Source organism: Erythrobacter sp. Dej080120_24, from assembly GCF_036322605.1.
GTDB lineage: Bacteria > Pseudomonadota > Alphaproteobacteria > Sphingomonadales > Sphingomonadaceae > Erythrobacter > Erythrobacter aurantius.
Genome location: NZ_AP027262.1, coordinates 2,274,446 through 2,299,779 on the forward strand (window position 1 = coordinate 2,274,446; position 25,334 = coordinate 2,299,779).

General features: G+C 60.7%; 25 protein-coding genes. 3 read left to right on the forward strand and 22 right to left on the reverse strand.

The features are described 5' to 3' along the window. Positions 1–159: 159 nt before the first annotated feature. Entirely contained in the window at positions 160–477 is a 318-nt protein-coding gene (locus tag AABA34_RS10900) for an Hpt domain-containing protein (RefSeq protein ID WP_338302635.1), read from the reverse strand. Between the two features lie 96 nt (positions 478–573). On the opposite strand from AABA34_RS10900, the gene AABA34_RS10905 reads away from it, so the two are divergent. After that, a complete protein-coding gene (locus AABA34_RS10905; protein WP_338302636.1) occupies positions 574–3,126 on the forward strand; it encodes an ATPase in 2,553 nt (850 codons plus the stop codon). Between the two features lie 6 nt (positions 3,127–3,132). Here AABA34_RS10905 and AABA34_RS10910 read toward each other — a convergent pair whose 3' ends face one another. The 20 genes from AABA34_RS10910 to AABA34_RS11005 all read right to left on the reverse strand — a co-directional run bounded on the left by AABA34_RS10910 (position 3,133) and on the right by AABA34_RS11005 (position 22,990). Further along, complete coding sequence (locus tag AABA34_RS10910; RefSeq protein ID WP_252257889.1) at positions 3,133–3,420, reverse strand: DUF1467 family protein; 288 nt, start codon at positions 3,418–3,420, stop codon at positions 3,133–3,135. Beyond that, entirely contained in the window at positions 3,420–5,087 is a 1,668-nt protein-coding gene (locus AABA34_RS10915) for a ribonuclease J (RefSeq protein WP_338302637.1), read from the reverse strand. The genes AABA34_RS10910 and AABA34_RS10915 overlap by 1 nt, the downstream gene beginning before the upstream one ends. Before the next feature lie 31 nt (positions 5,088–5,118). Next, positions 5,119–5,910: a type III pantothenate kinase gene (locus AABA34_RS10920; protein ID WP_338302638.1), complete on the reverse strand. Its 792-nt coding sequence runs from the start codon at positions 5,908–5,910 to the stop codon at positions 5,119–5,121. An 11-nt stretch (positions 5,911–5,921) separates the two neighbouring features. Beyond that, a complete protein-coding gene (locus AABA34_RS10925) occupies positions 5,922–6,632 on the reverse strand; it encodes a biotin--[acetyl-CoA-carboxylase] ligase (RefSeq protein ID WP_338302640.1) in 711 nt (236 codons plus the stop codon). After that, positions 6,629–8,104, reverse strand: a complete 1,476-nt coding sequence (nuoN, locus tag AABA34_RS10930) for an NADH-quinone oxidoreductase subunit NuoN (RefSeq protein WP_338302642.1) — start codon at positions 8,102–8,104, stop codon at positions 6,629–6,631. The genes AABA34_RS10925 and nuoN overlap by 4 nt, the downstream gene beginning before the upstream one ends. Next, entirely contained in the window at positions 8,104–9,642 is a 1,539-nt protein-coding gene (locus AABA34_RS10935) for an NADH-quinone oxidoreductase subunit M (RefSeq protein WP_338302644.1), read from the reverse strand. Before AABA34_RS10935 ends, nuoN begins: the two co-directional genes overlap by 1 nt. 15 nt (positions 9,643–9,657) lie before the next feature. Continuing rightward, positions 9,658–11,667, reverse strand: coding sequence for an NADH-quinone oxidoreductase subunit L (gene nuoL / locus AABA34_RS10940; protein WP_338302646.1), 2,010 nt, complete (start codon positions 11,665–11,667; stop codon positions 9,658–9,660). A 6-nt stretch (positions 11,668–11,673) separates the two neighbouring features. Continuing rightward, entirely contained in the window at positions 11,674–11,982 is a 309-nt protein-coding gene (nuoK, locus tag AABA34_RS10945; protein WP_034954143.1) for an NADH-quinone oxidoreductase subunit NuoK, read from the reverse strand. Next, on the reverse strand, positions 11,979–12,602 hold the full coding sequence (locus AABA34_RS10950; protein ID WP_338302648.1) for an NADH-quinone oxidoreductase subunit J: 624 nt from the start codon (positions 12,600–12,602) through the stop codon (positions 11,979–11,981). The genes nuoK and AABA34_RS10950 overlap by 4 nt, the downstream gene beginning before the upstream one ends. A gap of 42 nt (positions 12,603–12,644) precedes the next feature. Beyond that, positions 12,645–13,133, reverse strand: a complete 489-nt coding sequence (gene nuoI, locus AABA34_RS10955; protein ID WP_338302650.1) for an NADH-quinone oxidoreductase subunit NuoI — start codon at positions 13,131–13,133, stop codon at positions 12,645–12,647. Continuing rightward, positions 13,130–14,176: an NADH-quinone oxidoreductase subunit NuoH gene (gene nuoH / locus AABA34_RS10960; protein WP_338302652.1), complete on the reverse strand. Its 1,047-nt coding sequence runs from the start codon at positions 14,174–14,176 to the stop codon at positions 13,130–13,132. Before nuoH ends, nuoI begins: the two co-directional genes overlap by 4 nt. Then, positions 14,173–16,188: an NADH-quinone oxidoreductase subunit NuoG gene (gene nuoG, locus AABA34_RS10965; RefSeq protein ID WP_338302654.1), complete on the reverse strand. Its 2,016-nt coding sequence runs from the start codon at positions 16,186–16,188 to the stop codon at positions 14,173–14,175. Before nuoG ends, nuoH begins: the two co-directional genes overlap by 4 nt. After that, on the reverse strand, positions 16,188–17,480 hold the full coding sequence (gene nuoF / locus AABA34_RS10970) for an NADH-quinone oxidoreductase subunit NuoF (RefSeq protein ID WP_338302656.1): 1,293 nt from the start codon (positions 17,478–17,480) through the stop codon (positions 16,188–16,190). Before nuoF ends, nuoG begins: the two co-directional genes overlap by 1 nt. Further along, a complete protein-coding gene (locus AABA34_RS10975; protein WP_338302657.1) occupies positions 17,467–17,655 on the reverse strand; it encodes a hypothetical protein in 189 nt (62 codons plus the stop codon). Before AABA34_RS10975 ends, nuoF begins: the two co-directional genes overlap by 14 nt. Beyond that, positions 17,655–18,323, reverse strand: a complete 669-nt coding sequence (gene nuoE / locus AABA34_RS10980) for an NADH-quinone oxidoreductase subunit NuoE (RefSeq protein WP_338302659.1) — start codon at positions 18,321–18,323, stop codon at positions 17,655–17,657. The genes AABA34_RS10975 and nuoE overlap by 1 nt, the downstream gene beginning before the upstream one ends. Before the next feature lie 180 nt (positions 18,324–18,503). Beyond that, the gene (locus tag AABA34_RS10985; protein ID WP_034954163.1) at positions 18,504–19,715 is read right to left on the reverse strand and encodes an NADH-quinone oxidoreductase subunit D; all 1,212 of its coding nucleotides are present in this window, start codon (positions 19,713–19,715) and stop codon (positions 18,504–18,506) included. Further along, positions 19,715–20,419, reverse strand: coding sequence for an NADH-quinone oxidoreductase subunit C (locus AABA34_RS10990; RefSeq protein WP_338302662.1), 705 nt, complete (start codon positions 20,417–20,419; stop codon positions 19,715–19,717). The genes AABA34_RS10985 and AABA34_RS10990 overlap by 1 nt, the downstream gene beginning before the upstream one ends. A gap of 9 nt (positions 20,420–20,428) precedes the next feature. Continuing rightward, a complete protein-coding gene (locus tag AABA34_RS10995; protein ID WP_034954815.1) occupies positions 20,429–20,929 on the reverse strand; it encodes a NuoB/complex I 20 kDa subunit family protein in 501 nt (166 codons plus the stop codon). Positions 20,930–21,003: 74 nt separating this feature from the next. Next, on the reverse strand, positions 21,004–21,378 hold the full coding sequence (locus AABA34_RS11000) for an NADH-quinone oxidoreductase subunit A (RefSeq protein WP_034954816.1): 375 nt from the start codon (positions 21,376–21,378) through the stop codon (positions 21,004–21,006). Positions 21,379–21,559: 181 nt separating this feature from the next. Further along, positions 21,560–22,990 carry a coniferyl aldehyde dehydrogenase gene (locus AABA34_RS11005; protein WP_252257907.1) on the reverse strand — a complete coding sequence of 477 codons (1,431 nt, stop codon included), beginning with the start codon at positions 22,988–22,990 and terminating at the stop codon, positions 21,560–21,562. A gap of 169 nt (positions 22,991–23,159) precedes the next feature. Between AABA34_RS11005 and AABA34_RS11010 the strand changes: the two genes are divergently transcribed. Further along, positions 23,160–24,356 (forward strand): thiolase family protein, encoded by a 1,197-nt coding sequence (locus AABA34_RS11010; RefSeq protein WP_338302663.1) that lies wholly within the window; start codon positions 23,160–23,162, stop codon positions 24,354–24,356. 110 nt (positions 24,357–24,466) lie between these two features. Beyond that, positions 24,467–24,748: a hypothetical protein gene (locus AABA34_RS11015; RefSeq protein WP_338302664.1), complete on the forward strand. Its 282-nt coding sequence runs from the start codon at positions 24,467–24,469 to the stop codon at positions 24,746–24,748. A 4-nt stretch (positions 24,749–24,752) separates the two neighbouring features. On the opposite strand, the gene AABA34_RS11020 is transcribed toward AABA34_RS11015, so the two are convergent. Continuing rightward, positions 24,753–25,250 (reverse strand): SH3 domain-containing protein, encoded by a 498-nt coding sequence (locus AABA34_RS11020; RefSeq protein ID WP_338302665.1) that lies wholly within the window; start codon positions 25,248–25,250, stop codon positions 24,753–24,755. Positions 25,251–25,334 lie beyond the last annotated feature (84 nt).

Genomic DNA, 25,334 nt, shown 5'->3' on the forward strand with positions numbered 1-25,334 from the left:
GTCTCGGTCGAGCGGAGAGATGAAATAAGCGCGGTTAGCAAATGTCGAAAATCCGTCGCAATCAACTGCGCCTTTCTTGCGCAGCGGACAGCTAAGGCCGGAGCGTCCGCTTCTTCAAGCGCTCCGCAAGGCAAATCCCTTGATTATCGACTATAAGGTCTAAAAGCGGTGCGGAAAGCTGCCCGAAAAGCGTGCCAGCACTGTCTCGATCCCGCGGATTGCGGCGGGTTCGCCCGGAGCTGACTCAAGCGCCACTTCGGCTGCGATCAACAAGTCTTCGGCATGAAAGCTGGCTGCCAACCCTTTGAGGCGCATAGCCGCCACGTTCCAGTTGCCGTCGCAACGCGAGCGTTTGAGCAGATCCAGCTGCCGTGATGCGCTTTCGATGAAGGCGCCACGAAGCTCTGTCACAAGCGCGGGATCATTCCCCGCTGCTGCGGCCAAAGTCGCGTCAAGGGCACCATTCTCAAAAGCCATGAAGGCGCGATACACCACGCAAGGTTAAAGCAGGGTTTATCCCGAGCGGGGCTGTGGTATCTATGCTCCATGTCGGGTGGACACCATATCAGGGCCGTGGGCCAAGGCGCCGCGCAGGATGCGCAAGGGGAAACCGCTGCAAAGGCCGGGAGCGATCAGCCCGATGCCGTCGACGACTTGAGCGCAGCCGTGGAATTCGAAGAGGAACTCGACCTTACCGAATACACGCCGGAGGACGAATACGCCCCTGCTACCGACAGGTTTGGCTTTGTCGCCCCGACAATTGCGGTGGCACTGATCCTTGGTTGGAGCGCCCTTTACGTCTACGCCATGCGCGCTTCGCTGATCAATGCAGCCAGTGCCGCACCAAGCGAATGGGTGCGCTGGATCATCGATTGGTCTGTACCCGTGTTGCTGGTGTGCGTCGGATGGCTGCTCACTATGCGGCATTCGCGTGCGGAGGCCAAACGCTTCGCTCAGACTGCATCCCTGCTTTCGCACGAAAGCCGAGAATTGGAATCCCGTCTGACCGTGGTGAACCGGGAATTGAGCCTTGCACGCGAATTTCTGGGCGCTCAGTCGCGCGAACTGGAATCGCTCGGGCGGATAGCGAGTGAGCGTCTGTCCACCCATGCGGCGGAGCTACAGGCCCTCATCCAGAACAATGGCGCGCAAGTCGAAGCCATCGGCTCGGCCAGCACAACGGCTCTCGAAAACATGAAGCACCTGCGCGACGATCTGCCGGTGATTGCGACCTCTGCCCGCGATGTTTCCAATCAGGTGGGCAACGCGGGTCGCACAGCGCATGAACAGCTCGAAAAGCTGGTGAGCGGCTTTGAGCGCCTCAACCAGTTCGGCAAGGCGAGCGAAAATCAGGTTTCAATGCTCGACAAACGGGTAGGCGAAATCCTCAGCGGGTTTGAATCGCAGCTTGCCCGCGTCGGCGATGTGATTGCCACACGCCTCGATCAGGTTGAGCAGAAAGCCAATCAATACCGTAGCGCTGTCGACGACGCCGAAGCCAAGGCTCTGGCCGCTTTGGGCGAACGGATGGCGATGCTCCAGACCGAGGCGAAGGTGATCGGCGGCAAGCTGCGCGAAGCAGAAGCGGGAGCGATGGAACAACTACGCCTGTCGCGCGAACGGTTCGAAGCTGACGTGACCAGTACTGTCGAATCGCTCGATCGTCTCGACGCTCACGCCATTGCCACCTCGCAGAAGCGGATCAAAGATTTGCACGAGGAAGCGGCACGTTTTGACGAAAAGCTGGAAGTGCGCGACCGCAAATTCATCGAGGAAATCAACCGGCGGCAGGAAGAATTCTCCACGCGCGAAGCACAGGCAAGCGAAGTTCTAGCGCAAAGGCTTGCCGACCTCGATGATGCGTTGGCCGAACGGCGTGAAGCGCAGACGCGAGAAACCGAAAAGCTGGTTGAACACGGCAAGACAATTTCCGCCCAGCTTGACCAGTTGTCTTCGTTGATTGCGGACATTTCCGCGCAAAGCGAAAAGGCTCAAGGCACTCTCGAAACAGGCCTTGGGGCACTTGGCGAACATCTGGCCCAAAAGCGCAAGGAACTGGCGGAGACGGAAAAGCAGATCAGCGACCTGACCGAATCGGGCATTCGCTTGCTCGAGATCATCCAGTCGGGCGCCAAGTTCAGCCGAGAAGACTTGCCGAAATCGATCACGACTGCATCGGACGCACTCCTCTCGGTCGAACAGCGCGCTGCCCAGCTTTCAGGGGCAATGTTCGCGGCGAACAAGCAGGCAGAGGGTCTTGGCGAATATCTGATCGAGACGCAGAGCCGGATCGAAACCGCCGACAATTCGATCGAGGCGCTGCATTCCAAGCTGGAAAGCCAAACCGAAGAGGCGTTGGCCAAACTACAAGGGTTGCGGGGCAGCTTCAGCAGGCTCGCCAAGCAAAGCGAGGGCTTTGCCGAAGACACACAAGGCAACCTTAGGAGCGCGCTGGAACAGTTGGAGACAGCAACTCAAAACGCCTTCGCGACTCTCGAAAGCGGTGCTCGCGAGCGGATGGGGGCAATCGCAACCGATCTCTCGAAGGAGGCGGTGAGCAAGCTCGAAGACTCTTTGCGCAATGATACCTCGGAGGCGATTGACCGACTGGATACCGCGGCGGCGAAGGCATCGGACGCTGGCCGCGATGCAACCGCGCAGTTGCGAGATCAGCTTGCCAAGGTCAACGAACTCACAGTCAATCTCGAGCGACGCATTGCACGGGCGCGCGAACTGGCGGAAGAGCAGGTCAGCAATGATTTCGCCCGGCGGATGGCGCTGATTACCGACAGCCTGAATTCAAACGCCATCGACATCGCCAGCGCGCTTTCAACCGAGGTTACAGATACATCCTGGGATGCCTACCTCAAAGGTGATCGCGGCATTTTCACCCGGCGCGCGGTGCGACTCCTGGATAACACCGAAGCGCGAGAGATCGCCGATCTTTATCAGAGCGACGAAACGTTCAAAGCCAATGTCAGCCGCTACATCCACGATTTCGAAGCCATGCTGCGCGCCATGCTGTCGACACGGGACGGCAATGCTCTGGGCGTGACCATACTCGGTTCGGACATGGGCAAACTTTACGTCGTGCTGGCCCAGGCGATCGAACGATTCCGGCAGTAAGCGGGATCAACGCGGCGCCAGCGGGGACGGCGGTTTTGGGAAGACATTGATGTCTTCCGCAGTGACCCACCCGAATTCGAAATTCGCCACGAAAAGCGCGGTCAGCAGGCTGGCGACGATGGTCGCGCGGATCACGATCTTGCCCGGACGGAAATTGACCGGTGCGCTGTCCGCCTGACCGGGCACCTTCGCCACCCCAGCTTCATCGGCCGTGCGCACGCCAAATGGCAGCATGATGAATGCCGACATGACCCAGAACAGGAAATAGATCGCCAGAATCGAGGTGACTTTCATCAATCGTCGCTCCGGTCGGTCAAGCCGGGCATTATGACCCTGACTTGCGGGTTTTTGCCTGACCAGCGCCGCGCAGCCCTTCGTGCTGCGAGTCGAGCGGCCTCATGGACAGATGCCGGGTCCTTCGCATCGCGGCCCCGCAGCTTTCCAATGGCCTTCAATATGTCATCGCGCGTTTCCGCGACGAAGTCTGCCATGTCCTCATCCAATGGCAGGCCAATGGCCTCGATCACCGGGGCCTCTGCGCGGGCGAGCACGACAAGCACGATGCCTTCCTGAGCGATCCGGCGACGCATTGTGACAGCTTCCCCATCCGCGGGGGCGATAACGTCGCCGTCGAGCACGAGGCGCCCGCTGCGGACCTCTGCAATCTTGCCCGGCTCACCCGGTGCAAGCCGGACAATATCGCCATTTGCCTGAACGACATTGGCGGGAATGCCGCAGGATTTACCAAGCCGCGCCTGCTCCGCCATGTGGCGCATCTCACCATGGACGGGCACCAGGATGTCCGGCCGCAGCCAGCTGTATAGTGCTTCAAGCTCTGGCCGACCGGGATGGCCGGAGACATGAATCAGGCTCTGGCGATCAGTCACCATTTCGATCCCGCGACGGGCGAGCTGGTTCTGCATCTTGCCAATCGCTATCTCGTTTCCAGGGATCTGGCGCGAGGAAAACAGCACGACGTCCCCACTGACGAGTTCAAGCGGATGGTTCTCTTCCGCTATCCGCGCCAGCGCCGCACGAGGTTCACCCTGCCCGCCTGTCGCAAGGATCAGGACTTCACCGCGAGGCAGCCGCATCGCAGTGTCGAAATCGACGGGTGTAGGGAAGTCTTCGAGATAGCCATTGTCCTGCGCGACCTCGATAATGCGATCGAGCGAGCGTCCGGCAACGCAAATCTGCCGCCCGGTTTCCCGTGCAACCTCGCCAAGGGTCTGGAGCCGTGCGACATTGCTGGCGAAAGTCGTCACCAGCACCCGTTTGCCGGAATGTCGGCTGATTTCCTCCATCAAGCCCTTGTGAACCGCGCCTTCGGAACCTGAGGGATTGGGATTGAAAACATTGGTGCTGTCACACACCAACGCCAGCACGCCCTCGTCCCCGATGGCGCGCAGTTCCTCTTCCGTAGTGGGCTCGCCGATGATCGGATCTTCGTCCAGCTTCCAGTCGCCGGTGTGGAATACCCGTCCATAAGGCGTGTCGATCAACAGCGCGTTGCCTTCGGCAATAGAATGCGCAAGCGGCAGATAGGTCACGCTGAACGGGCCGATGTCGATCTGGCCGTGATCATCCTCGATGATGCTCAGTTCGACCTGTCCAAGCAGGCCCGCTTCCTCCAGCTTTCGCGCGACCAGATCGGCTGTAAAGGGCGTGGCGTAAAGCGGAACGCCAAGCTCCCCCGCAAAATAGGGGACAGCGCCAATGTGATCCTCATGCGCGTGCGTCAGCACAATCCCGAGCAGATCCTTGGTGCGTTCCTCGATAAATTCGAGATCGGCAAAGACCAGATCGACGCCGGGATATTCCCCGCCGGAAAATGTCATGCCGAGGTCAACCATCAGCCATTTCCCGTCGCACCCATACAGGTTGACGTTCATGCCGATTTCGCCGGACCCGCCCAGGGCAAGGAACAGCAGTTCTTTTTCAGGAGTGTAGTTCTTTTTCACGCAATCTCTTGTTGTCTGGGCATTGGCCAGTTCAGCTTGCCGCCTGCCGGGCGAGGATCGCCAGACCTTCAATGGTCAGATCGGCATCGACGACATCGAAGATATCGGTGGCATCGTCGAAAAGGATGGCGAGACCGCCCGTCGCGACCACTTTTGCCGGACGCCCGATTTCGGCCTTCATCCGGGCGACGATCCCTTCCATCATCGCGACATAGCCCCAGAACACGCCAATCAGCATCTGGTCTTCGGTGTTCCGCCCGATAACGCTGGTGCTTTCTGGTGCCCGGATAGCGATGCGCGGAAGCTTTGCCGTCTTGCCCACCAATGCATCAAGCGAAAGGTTGATCCCCGGCGCAATCGAACCGCCTTTGTAAGTGCCGTTGAAGTCGATCGCTTCGAATTTGGTGGCGGTGCCAAAGTCGATCACGATCAGATCTCCGCCGTACTTGTGATGCGCAGCCAGAATGTTGAGCGCCCTGTCAGCCCCAAGCGAACTCGGCTGATCAACGTCGATGGTAAAGCGCCATGCTGCTTCGCCGTGACCCGCCCTTAGCGGGGTGATTCCGAAATACTTTTGGCTGAGTACCGTCAGATTGTGATCGGCACGCGGGACGACGGATGCGAAGATAATCTGCGTGATTTCCTCGCGCGCGACGCCTTCGATATTGAGCAGTTGCAGCAGCCAGACGGCGTATTCATCGCCGGTGCGGCGAGGATCGGTGGCGATGCGCCAGCGCGCGCGTGTGTTGTATCCCCCCTCCCCGTCCTGTTCGAACAGGGCAAAGACGACATTTGTATTCCCGACATCTGCGGCCAGCAGCATGTGTTCGCTCCTCAAGAGATATCGCCCGCCCGAATGACACGTTCCGAGCCATCCGCCAAGCGCAAGCGCAGCGCGCCATCGGTTTCTTCGAGACCGGCAAAGGTGCCCTCGAGCACAGTCCCATCGGTATCATGGACCTTTACCGGCGATCCCGGCGCATGGATCGAGCTTGCCAGGAAATCGGCAAGGATCGAACCAAGTCCTCGCTCGCGCCAATCGCGCACCCGGCTTTCGAAATGTCGCGCCAGCATGTCGGCAAACCATTCAAGTTCCGGCGCTGGGCCATGCTCGGAAATCGCCGAAGTCTTGCGATCAGAAAGCTCAGGAGCGTGTTCGAGATTAACGCCAATCCCTACCACCACCTGATGCCCCACCATTTCGAGGAGGATGCCCGAAAGCTTTCCTCCGTCGAGCATGACATCGTTCGGCCATTTCAGCTTCAGCTGACTGGGCACGGGCAAAGCCTCCGCAGCACCATCTGCCACCGCCAGCGCCGCCACGAAGCTCAGGCTGGCTGGCGGCGGATCACCCGCGCGAATGGCGACGGCCGTCGAACCCATGAAATTGCCCGCACCGTCAAACCATGTCCGGCCTTGGCGTCCGCGTCCGGCGGTCTGCCGCCGCGCAACGAGCCAGTACCCTTCGGCAATGCTTTCTGCTGCGCGCAACCGCGCGGCGATATCTGCGTTGGTCGAACCGGTTTCGGCGACGATCTCTATCAAGGCAGCAGGAACAGAGATGATGCCGCCTTGTCAGCGAGATCCGTCAGCGAGCGCGTCATCAGATAGCCAAGCGGCGAAATGATCGCTGCGGTCAATGCCAGCAGCACCCAATGTGCCGCACCGCTCTTGCCCGTCACCACACCGGCAGGCTCGTCAAAGAACATCACCTTGACGAACTTGATGTAATAGAACGCGCCGATGACGCTCGCGGCGATGGCGATGGCGGCAAATGCCACCAGTCCGGCCTCGACGGTTGCCTGGAACACCACGAACTTGCTGTAGAAACCAAGCAGAGGCGGGATGCCAGCAAGGCTGAACATCAGCAAAAGCAACGCCCATGCAATCGCAGGACGGGTCACGGCAAGGCCACGAATGTCGGCGAAGGTTTCGTAGAGATTGCCGTCTTCGCTGCGCAGCATCAGCAGAGCAACAAAGCTGCCGAGGCTCATGGCGACATAGATGAACAGGTAAACCAGCATCGCGCTCGCACCCGCAGCCGTACCGACGGCCAGACCCAGCAGGATGAAGCCGACGTTGTTGATCGACGAGTAGGCCAGCAGCCGCTTGAGGTTTTCCTGCCCGATCGCGCCCAGCGCGCCGAACACGATCGAAGCAAGCGCGGTAAACATGACGATCTGCTGCCATGCATCCACCTGGCCACCGAAGACCTCGAAAACGACGCGCGCCGTCAGGGCGACGGCAGCCACCTTGGGCGCGGTCGAGAAGAACGCGGTAACCGGGGTGGGCGCGCCTTCGTAAACGTCCGGCGTCCACATGTGGAACGGCACAGCGGCGATCTTGAAAGCCAGACCCGAGAGTACGAAGATCAGGCCGAACAACTGCCCGGTGCTGAGTTCACCCGAAAGCGCGCTACGCACGCTGGCAAAGTCGGTCGCGCCGGTAAAGCCGTAGAGCAGGCTCATGCCGTAGAGCAGAATGCCCGAGGCGAGCGCGCCCAGCACGAAGTACTTGAGCCCCGCTTCGGCAGACCGCTGATCCTTGCGCAGGATCGCGGCGAGTACGTAAGCCGACAGCGAGTTCAGTTCTAGCCCGAGATAAAGTGTCATGAAATCGGCAGCCGAAACCATGATGCTCATGCCCAGTGTCGCAAAAAGGATCAGCACCGGATATTCGGCGCGCATGCCCTTTTCGCTGCCTGCAGCCTCGCTGTTGAAGAATGCCGGGGCGACAATCAGACAGGCAATCGCGCTGAGATAAATCAGCGCCTTCGCGAAGAGCGCAAAGCCATCCATCTTCAAAAGCCCGCCAAAGGCATCGACCACCGGGCCGGTTCCGAAATGGACGCCGGGCAGGATCACGAAACCTGCGCCGAACAGCGCAGCGACTGCAAGGATGGCAACCGGACGAGCCAGTTTGTCTCCACCCCAGGCGCAAACCAGCAGCAGGGCAAGGCCTGCGACGGTCAGAATAAGCTCAGGCATGATGAGCGCGAGGGAAGCCGTGAAATCCATCAGTGCTCTCCCTCCGCCTGATGCTCCATCGCATTGGCGATTTCTTCGCGCGGGGCACCCGCTGCCAACTCGGCATCACCCGCAGGCGCAGCGGCGGCCAACTGAGCGTCGAGCACCGCGATATCGGCGCGCATCGGTGCAAGGAAGCTTTCGGGGTAAACACCCATCCACAGCACCACGGCCGCAATCGGGGCCATCATCGCCCATTCACGCGGGGTGATATCCGCCATCGCAGCGGCATCGGCGTTCTTCTGGTCGCCAAAGGCAACGCGGCGATAGAGGTAAAGCATGTAGGCAGCGCCAAGAATGATCCCGGTGGTGCAAATCAGCGCCACGAGGCTGGATGACTGGTAGATGCCGGCAAGCGAAAGGAACTCGCCGACGAAGCCGCTGGTCCCCGGAAGGCCGATGGAGGCCATCGTGAACAGCAGGAAGAAGATCGCGTAATAGGGCATGTTGATCGACAGGCCGCCGTAACGCTCGATTTCGCGGGTATGCAGTCGATCATAGATAACGCCGACGCAGAGGAACAAAGCGCCCGAAACGAGGCCGTGGCTCAGCATGACAATCATCGCGCCTTCGAGGCCCTGCACATTGAAAGCGAACAGCCCGACCGTCACAATCGCCATGTGCGCGACCGAGGAATAGGCAATCAGCTTCTTCATGTCGGCCTGCACCAGCGCGACGAGCGAGGTGTAGACCACCGCGACCATCGACAGGATGAAGACGAACCATGCGAAATCGGCGCTTGCTTCGGGGAACATCGGCAGGCTGAAACGGATGAAGCCATAGCCGCCCAGCTTCAGCAGGACGCCGGCCAGAATGACCGAGCCTGCCGTGGGTGCCTGCACGTGCGCATCGGGCAGCCAAGTGTGGAACGGCCACATCGGCACCTTGACTGCGAAGCTCGCAAAGAAGGCAAGCCATAGCCAGGTCTGGGCTCCGACGGGGAAATCGTACTGCATCAGAGTCGGAATGTCCGACGTGCCGGCGGTTGCCACCATCCAGAACATCGCGATCAGCATCAGCACCGAACCGATCAGCGTGTACAGGAAGAACTTGTAGCTCGCGTAGATGCGGTTGTCCCCGCCCCAAACGCCGATGATGAGGTACATCGGGATCAGGCCGGCTTCGAAGAAGATGTAGAACAGGAAGATGTCCTGCGCCGCAAAGGTGCCGATCATCAGCACTTCCATGAACAAGAAGGCCGCCATGTATTCGCCCACGCGCTTCTGGATAGCGTCCCAGCTGGCGAGAATGCAGATCGGCATCAGGAACACGCTGAGCATGATCAGCATCAGGGCGATACCGTCGATGCCCAAGGCATAATTGAAGCCCGCGAACAGATCATAGCGCTCGGTAAACTGCCACTGCGCGCCGCCGATTTCGTAATTGCTCCACAGCAGTACGCCGAGAGCAAAGGTCGCAAGCGTGCTCGCCAGCGCAATGCCGCGGGCAGCCCCTGACCCGGTGAACAGGCACAGCACCGCCCCTGCGAGCGGAACCAGCATCATGGTTGTGAGGATGGGAAAGTCCATTGCTCTGCCAGCCCCCTAGAGCAGCACGTAAGTGACAGCGGCAATCAGGCCGAGAAGCATGATCAGCGCATAGGTGTATAGATAGCCCGACTGGATGGTCTTGGCCGCGACGGAACCGCGCAAGACTGCCCAGGCAACCCCGTTCGGGCCGAAGCGGTCAATCGTGCCGATGTCGCCCAGTTTCCAGAACTGGCGTCCGAACCAGAAGGCAGGCTTGACGAAAATACGATCGTAGAGCTCGTCGAAATACCATTTGCGGTACACAAAGTTGTGAAGCGCACCGAAGCTGGAAACGAACCTGGCCGGGACTTCGGGCTTGAGAATGTAGGCGTAGATCGCCCCTGCAAGCCCCACCAGCATCACGAATGTCGCGGTCAGCTTCACCCAGTACGGCACGGCGTGCAGCGCATGGACGAGGTTTTCGTTGAAATAGAGCGAATTGCCCCAGAAAGCCTGAGCATCGCTGCCCATCAGGAAACTGTCCACGAACGGGCCCTTGAACACGAACCCGGCGAAGACGGCACCAAGTGTCAGCACGCCCAGCGGGATAAGCATCGAAACGGGGCTTTCATGCGGGTGATATCCGCCTGTGGTGTCCTCACCCGCCTCTTCAGGCGTCTTGTGGACCGAATGCTGGATATGCTCGCTCTCGATCCAGCGAGGGCGTCCCCAGAAGGTGAGGAACATCAGACGCCAGCTGTAAAAGCTCGTGAGCAAGGCGGCGATTGCGCCAGCCCAGAAAGCGAAGTGCGCTGTCCCGGTGCCGCGCGCCCAGGCCGCTTCAAGGATCGCGTCCTTCGAGTAGAAGCCCGCAAAGCCGAAGACATACAGAACGCCGACGCCGGTGATGGCCAGCGTGCCCGCCATCATCGCCAAGAAAGTGATCGGGATTTCCTTACGCAGGCCGCCGTAATACCGCATGTCCTGTTCGTGATGCATGGCGTGAATGACGGAACCCGCGCCAAGGAACAGCAGCGCCTTGAAGAAAGCATGCGTGAACAGGTGGAACATGGCAACGCCATAGGCCCCCACACCGGCTGCGAAGAACATATATCCGAGCTGTGAACAGGTCGAGTAGGCGATCACCCGCTTGATGTCCCACTGCGTCGTGCCGATGGTCGCGGCGAAGAAGCAGGTCGATGCCCCGACGATCGTGACGATCATCAGCGCGGTCGGCGCGGTTTCGAACATCGGCGAAAGGCGGCAAACCATAAACACACCCGCTGTCACCATCGTTGCTGCGTGGATCAGCGCGGAAACCGGCGTCGGGCCTTCCATCGCGTCAGGCAGCCAGGTGTGCAGTCCCAGCTGCGCCGATTTGCCCATCGCGCCGATGAACAGCAGAATGCACAGGATATCCATGGTGTAGAGGCGCATGCCGAGGAATGTGATCGTCGATCCGCTCATCCCCGGCGCAGCGGCGAGGATTTCCGGGATCGAAGTCGTCTGGAACACCAGATAGGTGCCGAAGATACCGAGCATGAAGCCGAGGTCGCCCACGCGGTTGACCACGAAAGCCTTGATCGCGGCGGCACCCGCGCTCGGCTTTTTGAACCAGAAACCGATCAGCAGATACGAAGCGAGGCCCACGCCTTCCCAGCCAAAGAACATCTGGACAAGGTTCTCGGCCGTCACGAGCATCAGCATCGCAAAGGTGAAAAGCGACAGGTAAGCGAAGAAACGCGGCTGATCCGGGTCCTCTTCCATGTACCCCCAGGAATAGAGGTGCACGAGCGCGGAAACCGTGTTGATCACCACCAGCATGACGGCGGTGAGCGCATCGACGCGCAGTTCCCAATCGAACGTCAGCGAGCCGGACTGCACCCATTGCAGCACCTGCACGACACGTTCGCTCTCGTTCCCCGTCAGGAAACCCCAGAAGATCGGCCAGCTAAGGCCCGCCGAAAGGAACAGCGCACCGGTCGTGATCGACTTGGTAACGGTGTTGCCAAGCGCACGGTTGCCAAGCCCGGCGATGATCGACGCCACCAAGGGCGCGAATACGATGATGAGTATCGGGTCCACGGATGCTTATCCCTTCATCCGGTTGACATCATCGACCGCGATGGTGCCGCGGCCACGATAATAGATGACGAGGATGGCAAGCCCGATGGCCGCCTCTGCCGCCGCAACGGTAAGCACCATCATCGCGAAAACCTGACCAACCAGATCCTGCATAAAGGCGCTGAAGGCGACCAGATTGATGTTCACCGACAGCAGAATGAGTTCGACCGCCATCAGGATCACGATCACGTTCTTGCGGTTGAGGAAAATCCCCAGCACGCCCAGCACGAACAGGATCGCGCCTACGGTAAGATAATGTTCGATGCCGATGGTCACAGTTCGACCCCCTGCCCGACTGGCGGGTTCTTCATGACGGTTGCTTCTTCAGGGCGGCGGCTGATCTGCTTGCCCACGTCCTGACGCGCGCGGATACCCGGCGGTGGCGGCTGGAAGGTGAGGACGATCGCGCCGATCATGGCGACCAGCAGGATGATCCCCGCGATTTCGAACAGCACGATGTAGGGGCCGTAAAGCAGCGCGCCGATCGCCTCGATATTGCTGACATCGGTGCGCACCGCGCCCATCGTGTCGGGCGTGCCCAGCGTCAGACCACCTGCGCTATAGGCGCCAAGGCCAAGCAGCAGTTCAGCCAGCAGGATCAGCGCAATCGCGATCCCCAGCGGGAAATTCTTGATGAAGGACGCGCGCATCGCGGCGAAATCGATGTCGAGCATCATCACCACGAAAAGGAACAGCACCGCCACCGCGCCGACGTAGACGATCACCAGCAGCATCGCGATGAATTCCGCGCCCACCAGCACCATCAGCCCGGCAGCGTTGAAGAAGGCGAGGATCAACCACAGCACGCTGTGCACCGGGTTGCGCGACATGATGACCATCACGGCGCTCGCGATGACCAGCCCTGCGAACAGGTAGAAGGCGAGTGTCTGTATCATGATCCCTGTTTATCCGTCCCCGGTATCCCTAGCCGCGCGCCCTTAACGATAGGGTGCGTCGGCTTCAAGATTGGCCGCGATGGCCCGTTCCCATTTGTCACCGTTCGCGAGCAGCTTGGCCTTGTCGTAAAGCAGCTCCTCGCGGGTTTCGGTGGCGTATTCGAAATTCGGCCCTTCGACGATTGCATCGACCGGGCAAGCCTCCTGGCAGAAGCCGCAATAGATGCACTTCGTCATGTCGATGTCGTAGCGCGTGGTGCGGCGCGAGCCGTCTTCGCGCGGTTCGGCCTCGATCGTGATCGCCTGCGCCGGGCACACAGCCTCGCACAGCTTGCAGGCGATGCACCGTTCCTCGCCGTTGGGATAGCGCCGCAGCGCGTGTTCGCCGCGAAAGCGCGGGGAGAGCGGCGACTTCTCGAACGGGTAGTTGATCGTCACCTTGGGCTTGAAGAAGTACTTCAAGGTCAGCGCGTGCGCCTTGAGGAATTCCCAGAGGGTGAACGATTTGATGAGCTGGGTTGCGGAGGTCATGCGAAATGTCCCGTGGCCATCAGGTAGCCGGAAATTGCAGCAACGAAAATCAGGCTCATGGGCAGGAAAACCTTCCAGCCAAGCCGCATCAACTGGTCATAGCGATACCGCGGCACGGTCGCCCAGATCCAGCTGAAGATCAGGAAGAAGCCGAAGGTCTTGAGCAGGAACCACACGATCCCCGGCACATAATACAGCGGCGCCCATTCAACCGGCGGCAGCCACCCGCCCATGAACAGCAGCGTGCACAGCGAACACATCAGCAGGATGTTGGCATATTCACCCAGCCAGAACAGCGCGAAGGCCATGGACGAATATTCGGTCTGATACCCGGCAACCAGCTCGCTCTCCGCCTCGGTCAGGTCGAACGGAGCGCGCGCTGTCTCTGCCAGCGCAGAGATGAAGAACACGACGAACATCGGGAACAGCAGCGGATTCACGAAGAAGCCGTTGATGATGCCAAGGCCGTGGCCCTTCTGCGCCTCGACAATGCCGGTCATGTTGAACGTGCCGGCAAACAGCACGACGCACACCAGCACGAAGCCGATCGAGACCTCGTAGGAGATCATCTGCGCCGCCGCGCGCATGGCGGAAAAGAACGGGTATTTGGAGTTCGACGCCCACCCGGACATCACCACGCCGTAAACGCCCAATGAGCTGATCGCGAGGATGTAGAGCAAGCCGACATTGATATCGGCTAGCACCACGCCCGCATCGAACGGGATCACCGCCCATGCGGCGAGCGCCACCGTGAAGGTGATGATCGGCGCGAGCAGGAAGATACCCTTGTTCGCGGCGCTCGGTATGATGGTTTCCTGCAGGAACACCTTGAGGCCATCCGCAAATGACTGGAGTAGCCCGAACGGTCCGACCACGTTCGGCCCGCGACGCAGCATGATCGCGCCCAGCACCTTGCGGTCGACATAGATCACCATCGCGACGCTGAACATCACGAGCAGCGAAATCACGATGATCCCGACCAGCGTCGAGACGGTCCATGCCCATTCATAGGACATGCCGAAACCTTGGAAGAACTCGGTCATTCCGCAGCCTCCTTCATCTCGTCGCCGTGCAGCAGTTCAGCCGAACATTGCTGCATCACCGCGCTGGCACGTGCGATCGGGTTGGTGAGGTAGAAATCCTTGACCGGATAGGCGGTGATTTCGCCATCCGCCTTGGCCTTACTGTCCGCCTTGGGCAGCGCGCCGTAATCCGCGAGGCCTTCTTCACCCAGCGCCGGAACCGCCTTGATCATCGCGGCCTGAAGCTCGCCAAAGCTGTCAAAGCCGACCGCAACGCCCAGCGCATCGGCCAGCGCGCGCAGGATCGTCCAGTCTTCGCGCGCGTCACCCGGCGCGAACACGGCTTTCTCCGCGAATTGCACGCGGCCTTCGGTGTTGACGTAGGTACCGTCCTTCTCGGCGTAGGAGGCAGCAGGCAGGATCACGTCCGCCGCGTGCGCGCCCTTGTCGCCGTGGTGGCCGATGTAGACCTTGAGGCTGTCGGCGAAGGGTTCGTAGTCCATCTCGTCCGCGCCAAGGCTGATCAGCACCTTTGGCTTGGCGGAGGCGATTTCAGCCATGCCGCCCGGCACGGTGAAATCGAGCATCAGCGAACCCATGCGCGCCGCGCTCATGTGCAGGACGTTGAAGCCGTTCCAGCCATCTTTCACGAGGCCGAACTTGTCCACCAGCTTGAGCGCCGGGGCTAATGCGCCCTTCGCCAGCGCCGCACCGCCGAGGATAACCGCCGGACGCTCTGCTGCCTTCATGGCGTCGCCCAGATCCTTGGGAATGCGGTTCAGAACCTTCAAATCTTCGCCGAGGAAGGTCGCCGGATAGGTCGTCTCCCATGCGGGGCCGATGATGTAGACCTTCGCGCCGTGCTTCACAGCCTTGCGAATGCGGGCATTCACCAGCGCGGCTTCCCAGCGGATGTGGCTGCCCACGATCAGGATGCAATCGGCGGTTTCGATCCCGGAGAGCGTCGAATTGAAATTCACCGCGGCAAGGTTTGACACGTCATAGGTCATGCCGGTCTGACGCGCTTCGAGCTTGGTCGAACCGCAGGAATTGAGCAGCGCCTTGGCCGCGAACATCGTCTCGCAATCGACCATGTCGCCTGCAACCGCCGCAATGGAGGTGGTGTCCGCCCCCAGATGCTCGGCGATCGTGTCGAATGCCTCGCTCCAGCCTGCCGGTTGCAGCTTTCCGCCCTTGCGGATGAACACCTTGTCCAGACGCCGTTTTGTCAGGCCATCGACCTGATAGCGGCCCTTGTCGCTCAGCCACTCCTCGTTCACATCGTCATTGATGCGCGGCAGTGCGCGCATGACTTCGCGGCCCTTGGAATGCAGCGAGATATTCGTGCCCACGGCGTCCGACACGTCGATGCTCAGCGTGCGCTTCAATTCCCACGGACGCGCCTCGAACGCATAGGGACGCGAGGTGAGTGCGCCGACCGGGCAAAGGTCGATCACATTCGCGGACAGCTCGTGCTTGGCCGCTTGTTCAAGATAGGTCGTGATCTGCATGTCCTCGCCGCGATACAGCGCGCCGATTTCGTCCACGCCGGCGATCTCTTCGGAGAAGCGCACGCAGCGGGTGCAATGGATGCAGCGGGTCATGATCGTCTTGATCAGCGGGCCCATGTATTTTTCTGTGACGGCGCGCTTGTGCTCCTTGGTGCGCGAACCCCCGCGCCCATAGGCCACCGCCTGATCCTGAAGATCGCATTCGCCACCCTGATCGCAGATCGGGCAGTCGAGCGGGTGGTTGATGAGCAGAAACTCCATCACCCCTTCGCGCGCCTTTTTGACCATCGGCGTATCGGTGCGGATTTCCTGACCTTCGGCAGCCGGCAACGCGCACGAAGCCTGCGGCTTGGGCGGCCCCGGCTTCACTTCGACCAAGCACATCCGGCAGTTACCGGCGATACTTAAGCGTTCGTGGTAACAGAAACGCGGGATTTCCTTGCCCGCCATCTCGCACGCCTGCAGCACAGTTGCGCCTGCGGGGACCTCGATTTCCTGACCGTCTACGGTGACTTTAGGCATTACTCGGCTGCCTCTGCGAATTGTGCGTTGTGCTCGTGAATGCGACGCTCAAGCTCCGGCCGGAAGTGGCGGATGAGGCCCTGGATCGGCCATGCCGCCGCATCGCCCAGCGCGCAGATGGTGTGGCCTTCGACCTGCTTCGTCACTTCGTGCAGCATGTCGATTTCCTCGATCGCCGCATCGCCGGTCCGCAGGCGCTCCATCACGCGCCACATCCAGCCCGTGCCCTCACGGCAAGGCGTGCACTGGCCGCAGCTTTCGTGCTTGTAGAAGTAGCTGAGGCGCGAAATCGCGCGGACGATGTCGGTCGACTTGTCCATGACAATCACGCCCGCCGTGCCGAGGCCCGAGCCCAGTTCCTTGAGCCCGTCAAAATCCATCGGCGCGTCCCAGATCTGCTCGGCCGGAACCAGTGGAACCGAAGAACCGCCGGGGATCACCGCGAGCAGATTGTCCTTGCCGCCGCGAATGCCGCCGCAATGCTTTTCGATCAGCTCGCTGAACGGGATGCTCAGCGCTTCTTCGACGACGCAGGGCTTGTTCACATGGCCGCTGATCTGGAACAGCTTGGTGCCCTTGTTGTTCTCACGCCCGAAGCTGGCGAACCACGATGCGCTGCGCCGCAGGATCGTCGGCACCACCGCGATGCTCTCAACATTGTTCACCGTAGTCGGGCAGCCATAAAGGCCAGCACCCGCCGGGAACGGAGGCTTGAGGCGCGGCTGCCCCTTCTTGCCTTCAAGGCTTTCGATCATCGCGGTTTCTTCGCCGCAGATGTACGCGCCTGCGCCGCGGTGCATGTAAACGTCGAAGTCATAGCCCGACTTCGATGCGTTCTTGCCGATCAGTCCGGCGGCATAGGCTTCGTCGATAGCCTTTTGCAGCACTTCGGCTTCGCGGATGTATTCGCCGCGAATGTAGATATAGGCCGCACGCGCGCGCATGGCGAAACCGGCGATCAGCGCCCCTTCGACCAGCTTGTGCGGATCGTGGCGGATGATTTCGCGGTCCTTGCACGAACCGGGCTCGGATTCGTCGGCGTTGATGACAAGGAAGCTGGGCCGTCCGTCGCGCGATTCCTTGGGCATGAACGACCATTTGAGGCCGGTGGGGAAGCCTGCCCCGCCCCGCCCGCGCAGGCCCGATGCCTTGATCTCTTCGATGATTGCGTCCTGGCCGCGCTCGATCAGCGCCTTGGTGTTGTCCCAATCGCCGCGCGCCTGCGCCGCCTTCAGGCCCCAGTCCTGAAAGCCATAGACGTTGGTGAAGATGCGATCCTTATCGGCCAGCATCAATCGACCCCTTCTTCTTCAATTTCTTGATCCGCGCGAGCGAAAGCACTTGCAGCGCGAGGCCAATCGCCATGAACACGATGCCCATGTTGACCTCGCCCGTGGCCGAGAAATAGGCGCCCACGCCAAAGTTGATGAGCCCGCCCATGGCGAGCGCGATGACCCCACCATCCATTACCATTCGCCCCGGTAATCGTGGTTTTCGGTGACCATTTCCTTGAGCGTGGTCGGCCCGCCGCTGGGTTCGGAGGTGTGACGCCCCGGCTCCTGCGTGCCTGCCTTGGGCGTTTCACCCTTGGCCAGCGCGTCGAGCACCCTGTCGAGGCGTTCAACCGTCAGGTCTTCGTAATTGTCGTCGTTGATCTGGACCATCGGCGCGGTGGCGCAATTGCCCATGCATTCAACTTCGGTGAGGGTCCAAAACCCGTCCTCGGACACTCCGCCCTTCACCATCCCGCGCTTCTTGCAAGCGGAGATAATGTCGTCCGAGCCGCGCAGCATGCAGGGCGTCGTGCCGCAGACCTGCACGTGGAATTTCCCGACCGGCTTCATGTTGTACATGAAATAGAAGGTCGCGACTTCGAGCACGCGGATCACCGGCATGTCGAGATACTTGGCGACATATTCGATCACCGGGATCGGCAGCCAGCCCTGCGTGTCGGTTTCAGCGCCGACCTGACGCTGCGCCAGATCGAGCAGCGCCATCACCGCCGATTTCTGGCGGCCTTCAGGGTACTTGGCGATGTGATAATCCGCCTTCGCCTTGTTCGCCTTCGTCCACTCGAAGGAGCCCCAGCGCGCGCGGAGTTCAGGCGTATCGGGTGCGGGAGTACGGTCAGCCATGAGCCGCAGATTCCTTATTGCGAAGATTTCGCGACCAAAAGAAGCAGACGGCCCCAATTAGGCCGACGAACACAGTCGCATCACGCGCATTTTGAACGCCCCAAACATAATAGCTGAAGCCGAATGCGAGCGAAGCGCCGACCAACATCTTGTAGAGGTTTTCTAGACGTTCAACGCTACTCACCGGTCGCACTCCCCGAACACGACGTCGATCGCGCCAAGAATAGCGGTCGCGTCGGGCAGCATGTGGCCTTTGCTCATCATGTCCATCGCTTGCAGGTGAGAGAAAGCAGTCGGGCGGATCTTGCAGCGGTACGGCTTGTTGGAGCCGTCGCTGACGAGATAGACGCCGAATTCGCCCTTGGGGCTTTCGGTCGCGACATAGACTTCGCCCGCGGGCACATGGAAGCCTTCGGTGTAAAGCTTGAAGTGGTGGATCAGGCTTTCCATCGACTGCTTCATCTCGCCGCGTTTCGGGGGCGAAACCTTGCCGTCGGTGCTGGCGATCGGGCCGCTGGGCATCTCGGCGAGGCACTGCTTGATGATCTTGGCGCTCTCGCGAACTTCCTTCACGCGCACCATGAAGCGATCGTAGCAGTCCGAATTGGTGCCGACCGGAATGTCGAATTCCATGCGATCATAGACGTCGTAGGGCTGCGACTTGCGCAGGTCCCACGGAATGCCGGCCGCGCGGATCATCGGGCCACTAAAGCCCCATGCAATCGCATCGTCGCGGCTCACCACGGCGATATCGACATTGCGCTGCTTGAAGATGCGGTTGTCCATGACGAGGCTCATCGCGTCGTCGAACAGCTGGAAGAACCGGTTGTCGAGCCAGTCGCCGATATCGACCAGCAGCTTTTCCGGCACATCCTGATGCACGCCGCCGGGGCGGAACCACGCCGAGTGCATGCGCGCGCCCGAAGCGCGTTCGAAGAAGTTGAGGCAATCCTCGCGCAGTTCGAACACCCACAGGTTCGGCGTCATCGCGCCCACGTCCATGACGTGCGCGCCGATGTTGAGCATGTGGTTGCAGATGCGGGTCAGCTCGGCGAACAGCACACGCAGATATTGCGCACGGATCGGAACTTCGAGATTGAGCAGCTTCTCGATCGCGAGAACGTAGGAATGCTCCTGACACAGCGGCGAACAGTAATCGAGCCGGTCGAAATACGGCAAAGCCTGAAGGTAGGTCTTCTGCTCGATCAGCTTTTCGGTGCCGCGATGCAGCAGGCCGACGTGGGGATCGACACGTTCGATCACTTCGCCGTCCAGTTCCATCACCATGCGCAGCACGCCGTGCGCGGCCGGGTGCTGAGGACCGAAGTTGATCGTGTAGTTCTGGATCACATCGCCGTCAGTGGTTGGCGATTCCTCGATGTGGACGCCCATCAGTCGTCCTCCTCTGCAATGTCGAACTCCACCGCATCGGCAGGGGTTTCGACCTCGTCTTCGACTTTTTCGGGGGCAGGAGCAGGCGCATCGGCCTTTTCATCACCCGGCAGCACGTAGTCCGATCCTTCCCACGGGGACAGGAAGTCGAACGTGCGCATATCCTGCGGCAGTTCGACCGGTTCGTAGACGACGCGCTTTTCATCCTCTGAATAACGCAGCTCGATATAGCCGGTCATCGGGAAGTCCTTGCGGAACGGATGCCCTTCAAAGCCATAGTCGGTAAGGATGCGGCGCAGATCGGGGTTGCCGTCAAACACCACGCCGAACATGTCGAACACCTCGCGCTCGAGCCAGCCGGCATTGGGCCACAGCGTCGTGACCGTGGGGACCGGGGTCTCCTCGTCGGTCGAGACCTTGACCATCACGCGGTGGTTCTTGGTGAGCGAGAGCAGCATGTAGACGACTTCAAACCGCTCCGCGCGATCCGGATAGTCGGCCCCGGCGATTTCCATCAGCTGCTGGTATTCATGCTCGTCACGCAGCGTGCGCAGGACCGTCTGGATATCCTCGCGCCGGGCAACGAGAACGATCTCGCCATGCTGTTCGTGCGCGCCGTGCAGCCACACGCTGACGCTTTCGCCAAGCGCGTCGATCACGCCATCGTTCGAAGCGAATTTGGGGGCGGAATGGAGAACTGCCATGACTGGTCCTTACCGCTCGATCGTGCCGACCCGGCGGATCTTGCGCTGCAACTGCATCACACCATAAAGCAGCGCCTCTGCCGTCGGAGGGCAGCCGGGCACGTAGATGTCGACGGGAACGATCCGGTCACAGCCACGCACGACGCTGTAGGAATAGTGGTAATAGCCGCCGCCATTGGCGCAGCTGCCCATGCTGATCACATATTTCGGATCAGACATCTGGTCGTAAACCTTGCGCAGCGCCGGAGCCATCTTGTTGCAGAGCGTCCCCGCGACGATCATCACGTCCGACTGGCGCGGGCTGGCGCGCGGCGCGGCGCCGAAACGCTCCATGTCATAACGCGGCATGTTCACATGGATCATCTCGACCGCGCAGCACGCGAGGCCGAAAGTCATCCACCACAGGCTGCCGGTGCGCGCCCACTGGAACAGGTCTTCGGTGCTGGTGACGAGGAAACCCTTGTCGTTCACCTCGGTCTGTAGCGCGTTGAAATAATCCTGATCGGGCATACGCACTTCGCCGCCCTTGGCGGTTTCAAGCGCGGCAATGTCCGGCAGGCTGGTTGGAGGGGTGACTACGGTGCTCATTCCCAGTCCAGAGCTCCCTTCTTCCATTCATAGGCAAGGCCGATGGCAAGGATGCCGAGAAACACCATCATGCCGATCCATCCGACCCATTGCGTTTCGCCCAGGCTCACCGCCCAGGGGAACAGGAACGCCGCTTCGAGATCGAAGATGATGAAGCTGATCGCGACGAGGTAGAAACGCACGTCGAACTGGCTGCGCGCATCCTCGAATGCGGGAAAGCCGCATTCATATTCGGACAACTTTTCCGCATCCGGATTGTGAGCGCCCGTCAGACGCGACACGCCCATCGGCAGGAACACGAAAAGACATGAAAGCCCGAAGGCGATCACGATGAACAGCAGTATCGGCAGATACTGAGCGAGGTCGATCACGGCGATGTCCAAGCGTAATTAATCCCAATGCGGAGCCCCTACGCGCCAAGAACCCCCTGCGCAAGGGCTCGACTCGGGCAAAGCTGCGTATATCTGTTGCAGAAAATCGAACGATCGCCTGCAATAATGTCAATCACGTAGGGAGGCCGGGGTCCCGCCCCGGCCTGATGCACCAAACGGCCTACTTCATCATGCCGGCCGCCGCCTTTTCAGTCGCCTTGCCATAGGGCGGCTTCATCCCTGCCAGCTTGGCAATATCGATCTTGGGCTGGTGATAGGTGCTGCGGGCGTGGCTGAATTCGCGGAAGCCTTCGATCGCGTGATAGCTGCCGATACCTGACGGGCCGACCCCGCCGAACGGCAGGTCTTCCATCGAGACGTGGAAGATCACGTCATTGGTGGTGACGCCGCCCGAAATCGTCCGGGTCAGCACCCGCTCCTGCTCGCCCTGATCCTCTCCGAAGTAATAGAGGCCGAGCGGGCGATCATGTTCGTTGATGTAATCCACCGCCTGATCGACCGATTTGTAGGTCATCACGGGCAGGACCGGGCCGAAGATTTCCTCCTGCATCACCTTCATGTCGTCATTGACGTTTTTCAGGATGTTGAGCGGCATTTTTCGCTGGTTGGCGTTTCCGAAATCCTCGTTGCCGGGGTTGACCTCGATCACCTCGGCGCCCTTCTCGCGGGCGTCTTCGACAAGCCCCTGCAACCGCTCGAAGTGACGGTCGGACACGATCGAAGCGTAGTCGTCATTTTCAAGCAGGGTGGGATACATCGCGGAGACCCCCGATGCGACACCCGCCACGGCTTCGTCCTGCTTGTCCTCGGGCACATAAAGATAGTCCGGTGCGAGGCAGATTTGCCCGGCGTTCATCATCTTGCCCAGCGCGATCCGTTCGCCCGCCTTGGCGAAATCGGCGCTGCGGCCCATGATGACGGGTGATTTCCCGCCCAGTTCCAGCGTCACCGGAACAAGGTTCTCCGCCGCGGCCTGCATCACCCGCCGACCTGTCGCGGTCGATCCGGTGAAGACGAGATGATCGAAGGGCAGCGATGAGAATGCAGCCGCCACTTCCGGCCCGCCTGTGACAACCGCGACTTCGTCACGGGTGAAGTATTCCTCCACCAGTTCGGCCATCAGCGCGCTTGTCCGCTCGGTGAATTCACTCGGCTTGATCATTGCACGATTGCCGGCCGCCAGAACCTGCATCAGCGGGGCAAAGGCCAGATTGACCGGAAAATTCCACGGGCTGAGAATGCCGATCACGCCCTTTGGCTCGTAACGCACCTCGGCCTTGGCCCCCAGCAGGCCCAGCGGGAATTGGACCGGGCGCCTTTCGGTCTTGGCCCACTTGTCCATGTGCTTGAGCGCGTGCTTGCCAGCGCCGACGGTCGCGCCGATATCGGTGAGCAACGATTGCTCCATCGAGCGGTTGCCGAAATCCGCGCTCATCGCCTTGCAGAACGCGTCGGCGTTGTCTTTCACAAGAGCCATCGCCCGCCGGATGCGATCCTTGCGTTGAGACATGCTTTCGGGCCGCGATGCGGTGAATGCGCTCCGCTGCAGCTTCAGCAATTCCTCGAGTTCTGCGCGCCGGTCATCAGCCATTGTTCTCTCCCACTTTATCCCGGTTTCAATTTGCCACCGTTGTGCGGGAAAGCACGGCGGCTCGCAAGTTAATACCAATTGCCAAGTGCTAGCGCGTTGCCATCGGGCGGAGCCGCTCTTAGATCAACGACAACCAATCTCCCGTTTCAGAATTGAAGGATGCAAACCCATGCCGCACTTCTCAGCCAACGATCCGATTGTAATCCTTTCCTATGCCCGCACCCCGATGGGCGGCATGCAGGGCGCGCTTGCCGATGTATCGGCGACTGATCTGGGAGCGACAGCGGTAAAGGCGGCGGTAGAGCGTTCGGGCGTTCCGGGCGAGAAGTTTGACCGCACCTATATGGGCTGCGTCCTTCCCGCAGGGCTTGGCCAAGCCCCTGCCCGTCAAGCGACGATCAAGGCCGGTCTGCCCGAATCGGTGCAGGCAACAACGGTGAACAAGGTCTGCGGATCGGGCATGCAGACCGTCATCATGGGGGCGGAGGCCCTTGCCAGCGGCACCATCGACTACGTGGTCGCCGGGGGCATGGAGAGCATGACGAACGCTCCCTACCTGCTCAAGAAGCATCGTTCGGGCGCGCGCATCGGGCATGACACCGCCTATGATCACATGTTCCTCGACGGGCTGGAGGATGCCTATGAGGAAGGCCGCGCGATGGGCACTTTCGCGCAGGATACCGCCAACGAATACCAACTCACCCGTGAAGAACAGGACGCCTATTCGATCGAATCTCTCGCCCGCGCCAACGCCGCCATCGCCAGCGGTGCCTTTGCCGATGAAGTGGTGCCGGTGACCTTCTCGACCCGCGCAGGCGAAGTCACTGTCGATACCGACGAACAGCCCGGCAAGGGCAAGCCGGACAAGATCCCGCAGCTGCGCCCGGCCTTTGCCAAGGACGGAACGATTACCGCTGCGACTTCCAGCTCCATTTCCGATGGTGCGGCTGCCATGGTGCTGACCCGCGAAAGTGTCGCAAGCGCCAATGGCCAGACGCCGGTTGCCCGGATTGTCGCCCTCGCCGCCCATGCCCGCGCGCCAAAGGACTTCACCGTCGCCCCCGTCGGCGCGATCCAGAAGGTGCTCGACAACGCGGGCTGGTCGGTTGACGATGTCGATCTGTGGGAAGTGAACGAGGCGTTCGCCTGTGTCGCCATGTTCGCAATGCGCGACATCGGCATCCCGCATGAAAAGATCAACGTGAACGGCGGCGCGACCGCACTGGGCCATCCGATCGGCGCATCGGGCACACGTATCATCGTGACCCTGCTCAACGCGCTCAAGCAGCAGGGCAAGAAGCGCGGTGTCGCCAGCCTCTGTATTGGCGGCGGCGAAGCCACGGCGATCGCGGTGGAACTGGCGTAAACCGTTCACTTGCTCCTTTGGCGGCCGCGCTCTTGCTCGTCGCTTGCAACGCTGCGAGCGATGAGCCGCTGCCGCCAGAGGGGAAGGAACTGGACAAGGGTGTCCAGCCTATGGGTCCGGGCCTTTATGCGGTCGGCGACGGCTCGCAAGTCTACGTCCGCACGCAGCTGGCCACCGACGGCACTTACCAGGATCTCGATCCGTCAGGTGCAGTCGTCGGATCGGGCAGCTGGTCAAGCCTGGACGAAGTAATCTGCTTCGATCCGGCGGGTGATGGGGATGAACAGCAGGAGCGCTGCTGGAGCAATTCTCCACCCGATGAGGACGGCAGTTTCATGACCACTCGCGATGATGGCAGCGAAAGCTATCGAGTGACCCTGCTGGAAGAATAGCGCCTCAGGGCGCGGGCTCCATTTCGCCTGCGCCCCACAAGCGGTCCATCGGTGCCCAGCCCGAACGGCCCGCGACATCAACCTCGCAATAGGTTTCCCGGCAGCGAAGCAATTCGCCGATCACGCCCGGCTGCGCCCGCCAGCGCACCGCACTGCTTGCGACTGGTTCGGCGCGCAATTCCACCGCACCGCTGCCGATCACCAGAACGCCGAGTTTCGGGCTGAGCTGGCTGGCCGCAACCCATCCTTGCGTGCCTTCGTGATCTTCGATCAGCCTCCAGCCTTCGCGCAGGCGAATAACCTTCACCGGCAGGCCCCGCCGCTTGTAGACCCAGTCGATCTTGTATTCCTGGCTCGGCCCGACGCGCATGTTCACCTCGTCAAAGCGCATCGTCGCCCAATAGGGAACCTCACGCTCCTGCGCGCGCGCCTCTCCCGCAAGGATTGTACCGGTGAGAACGATGCTGAGTGCCAGAGCGGCGAGAAAACGCAGTGCAGTCATACCCTTCTGATAGCGTCACCAGTGATTGAGCTTCAAGCGACTTTGCAGCCCTACAAAGCCATTGTGCCAATTCAGGAACAGCCA